Source organism: Methylobacterium sp. WL116 (assembly GCF_008039455.1).
In the GTDB taxonomy this organism is placed as follows: domain Bacteria; phylum Pseudomonadota; class Alphaproteobacteria; order Rhizobiales; family Beijerinckiaceae; genus Methylobacterium.
Map to the genome: position 1 here is coordinate 1 of NZ_VRUV01000445.1, position 3,796 is coordinate 3,796.

2 protein-coding genes and 1 pseudogene are annotated in these 3,796 nt (G+C 66.2%); all 3 read left to right on the forward strand.

Features of this window, described 5'->3' with window-relative positions; all coding sequences use genetic code 11:
• Positions 1-282: 282 nt before the first annotated feature.
• Entirely contained in the window at positions 283-1,749 is a 1,467-nt protein-coding gene (locus FV223_RS22410; RefSeq protein ID WP_147729063.1) for a PLP-dependent aminotransferase family protein, read from the forward strand.
• A gap of 211 nt (positions 1,750-1,960) precedes the next feature.
• Positions 1,961-3,004, forward strand: a complete 1,044-nt coding sequence (locus tag FV223_RS22415) for an AraC family transcriptional regulator (RefSeq protein WP_147729064.1) — start codon at positions 1,961-1,963, stop codon at positions 3,002-3,004.
• 183 nt (positions 3,005-3,187) lie between these two features.
• Positions 3,188-3,796 (forward strand): annotated as a pseudogene (locus FV223_RS22420) (catalase); the annotation flags it as partial.

Consider the following 3,796-nt stretch of genomic DNA (forward strand, 5'->3'; position numbering starts at 1 on the left):
GGGCAGCCGCCGAAGAAGGTCTCGGTCAGGCTCTCGGCCTCCGCGACGATCAGGGAGTCCGGCTTGACGATTTCGTTCATGTTTCCTCCACCGTCGGGCGTCCGGCCTTCTTGGCGTTCCGGATGGCAAGCCCAACCCGTTCGTAGGGTGCACTAAGCTGCAAACAATTCCAAATTTTGGTCAAGCGAAAGGGCCAAACTGAGTATGACCCATGGTACCAACCGTTTTGTCGCGCTTGGACGGACCCCTTGTGGCTCGCGACGGCGCCGAGGGAGGTGACGAGTGGAACTGACGCTCACGCTGGATGCGACTTCCGCCAAGCCGCTGCAGGCCCAGGTGTTCGATCAAGTCCGAGCAATCATCCTGGAAGGAAAGCTCACGGCCGGAATGGCGCTGCCGCCGAGCCGCCTGCTGGCCGAGCGTTCAGGGATCTCGCGCAACACCGTGAACGCCGCCTACGAACGGCTCGCAGCCGAGGGCTACGTCAAGGCGCGCGGCACCGCGGGCCTGTTCGTGGAGCCCATCCCGCCGGACAGCCTCCTGCTGCTTCAGCGTAGCGGCCAGCCCCTGACCAACGGACCAGTCCCGGACGAGGCCGGCGAGCCCCTGCTCTGCTTTGCCGGCTCGCCGGGCGGCGGCGGCGATCGACCGACGCTCGACTTCTGGGTCGGACGCTCTGACCCCACCGGGTTTCCTCTGCGCATCTGGCGGCGGATCGTGAACCGTCTCCTGTCGCAGGAGACCGCTTATCTCACCGACTACTGCGATCCGGCTGGCCTTCCTGAATTACGGAGGGCCATCAGCACCCACCTACGGCGCGCCCGAGCGGTCGCGGTCACGGAGGATCAGGTGATCGTAACGACGGGCGGGCAAGATGCCCTTAATCTCGTCTTCAACCTGCTGAAGTCCCACACCCGGCAGCTCTGCATCGAGAACCCCTGCTATCTCGGGGCCTCCCTGATCTTCAGGAGCGCCGGCATGACCATCCATCCGGTCCCGGTCGACGGCGACGGCCTGCGGACCGATCTGCTGCCCAAGGACCGGGGCAGCCTGCTGTACGTCACGCCCTCGCACCAGTTCCCGACCGGCGCGATCATGCCGCTGACCCGACGGCTGGACCTCCTGCGCTGGGCCGAGGAGACCGACAGCTACATCGTCGAGGACGACTACGACAGCGACTTTCGGTACGACGGGCCGCCGCTGACCGCCCTGGCCGGCCTCGATGGGGGACGGCGCGTCTTCTACGTTGGCACCTTCTCGAAATCGGTGGGAGCGGGCCTGCGCATCGGCTACGCCACGGTCCCACGCCTGTTCTGGGACGAGGCGCGGATGCTGAAGGCCCGGATGAGCAACGGCCAGGCCTGGCTCGAGCAGGCTGCGCTGGCCACCTTCATCGACGAGGGACACTTCGACCGGCACCTACGTCGGCTAAGACACGTCTACAAGTTGCGGCGCGACTGCCTTGTGCGGGCGCTGCGGGAGACGTTCCGGGAGCCCATCATCCTTGGCTTTGAGAGCGGCTTGCACTTGATCTGGCGACTACCGGAAGGCTTTCCACCTGCCAGGAAGATCCAGGTCGCAGCACGCGAGCAAGGCATCGGAGTCTACGCACTGTCCAGCGGGGCCGCCTATCACTTCGACCCCGAAGCGCGGGACGACGTGCTCGTGTTCGGCTACTCGTCACTGACCGAAGCTCAGATCGAAAGTGCAGTACGCGAGCTGAGAGCGATTTCGGACGATGCCCGCTGAGGACGACGTTCCGCACAGCTTGGGTCCGCTTACGGGCTATTGTTAGACAGTTCCGACCGATTGGCTTGGGTCGGATGCGGAACGTCCGCTTCGAGGCGAGTGGCTCACTTCCGCTACCCACCCCGAGCCGAAGTTGCATGAGAGCTGATGAACGGCTGCTTTGGAGAAGCGCCCACGGCGGCCCGGGCGGCTGGGTTGGGTCGAGAGCAGCGTGTCAGCTTCGCTGCCCCAACTGCTCGAAATCGTTGGGGCTTTCGCCAGCAGTGACGCATACTCCGCAACCATGGGAGCCGACCTTCTCGACCGCCTTCTCGTTACGCTCGCGGTGCGGCTGCGCTCGTTCTCCGTCTGCACCATACAACGCGGATGGCGCCTGGGCTTTAGCCCGTTCGAGGCGATCACCGTCCACTACGTGCTGCGCGGGACCGGGAGCCTCCGGGTCGGGCAAGGACCTTGGCGATCCTTTGCGCCCCACACCATCATCGTCGTGCCGGCTCGGCACTCACACAGCCTCGGCGCCGCCGAGGACTGCGTCGGCGAGGTCCGCGCCGAGGATCACTGTAACCTCCACGGTGACAGCCTGATCTCCTTCACGGCCGGCGACGGCAGCCCTGATGCGCTTTTCGTATGTGGCCAGATCGCCGATACGCACACCGGCGCGATGGGTCTGTTCGAGCTGTTCCAGGCCCCGATGGTGGAGACTTTCCCCGCGGATCCGGTCCTGCGCTACGCCTTCGAGCTCATGCTCTCCGAGGTGACGAGCCCCGATCTCGCAACACAGGCGATGACGGAGGTGCTGATGAAGCAGTGCCTCATCATCCTACTCCGCCGGCACCTGACGGCGAGTGATTTCACCTCTCCGATCCTGGCGGCCCTACAGAACCCGAAGCTTGCCCGCGCCGTCCTGGCGGTCCTCGAACAGCCGGGTGCGCCATACTCCGTCGATAGCTTGGCGGCCCTCGCCGGCATGGGCCGGACCAGCTTCGCCGAAGCGTTCGCCGCGGCCTTCGGGCAGGGTCCGATGGAGTTCGTCCAGAGGGTCCGCCTGCGGATCGCCTCCCGTCTCCTCAGCGGCACCGACCTGCCGGTGAAGGTCGTCGCCGCCACCGTTGGCTACGCGAGCCGGAGCGCGTTCAGCAAGGCGTTCGAGGTCGAGTTCGGGGCAGCGCCGAGCCAGTTCCGCCTGGTCGGCGGAATGGACGAAGGCGAGCCGGAGCGCATTGAGGGCGAGCCTCCGGACACCGAGCCCACCTGATCCCGTCACGACGCCAATTGGCCCCGCCTCGGTGCTCCATCGTTCGGATCGCGTGCGCGAGCGTTCGACCGGACCGAGCCTTCGGAACCGTCGAAGTCGGGTGGCCTTGGCCATGTTCAGTGGGCAAGGACGGAAGGCGACCGGTCCCCGGTCGTGCCAGCGCTCCCGCCCCGAGGAACGATCATGGTCGATGCGAGTGACTTCTACCTTCGTTACAGCCCCGACGTCGAAACCGTCGCCGACGATGAGGCGGAGACGGCGCAGGGCCTGATGGAGACGATGCGCTCGGTCAGCGAGAAGACCCTGGCGGACGGCGGCCACGCGATCCGCAGCGTCCACGCCAAGAGCCACGGGTTCCTTGAGGGCGAGCTTGAGGTGGCCTCGGGGCTTCCGCCCATGCTGGCCCAGGGCCTGTTTTCCAAGGCGGCGACCTATCCCGTGGTCATGCGCCTCTCGACCCTCCCCGGTGACCTCCTCGACGACAGCGTCTCGACGCCCCGCGGTCTCGCCGTGAAGATCATCGGCGTCAAGGGCGAACGGCTGGAAGGTTCCGAAGGGGACGTCACCCAGGACCTCGTGCTGGTCAACGGACCGGCCTTCGGTGCGCCCACGCCGAAGGCGTTCCTCGCCACCTTGAAGCTGCTTGCAGCCACGACCGACAAGGTGGAGGGCTTCAAGAAGGTCGTCTCTGGCGCGATGCGCGGCGTGCAGGAGCTCATCGTCTCGACCACCGGCGGGCCCAACGCCACCGTCGCGACGATGGGCGGCCAGCCTGAGACCCACATTCTCGGC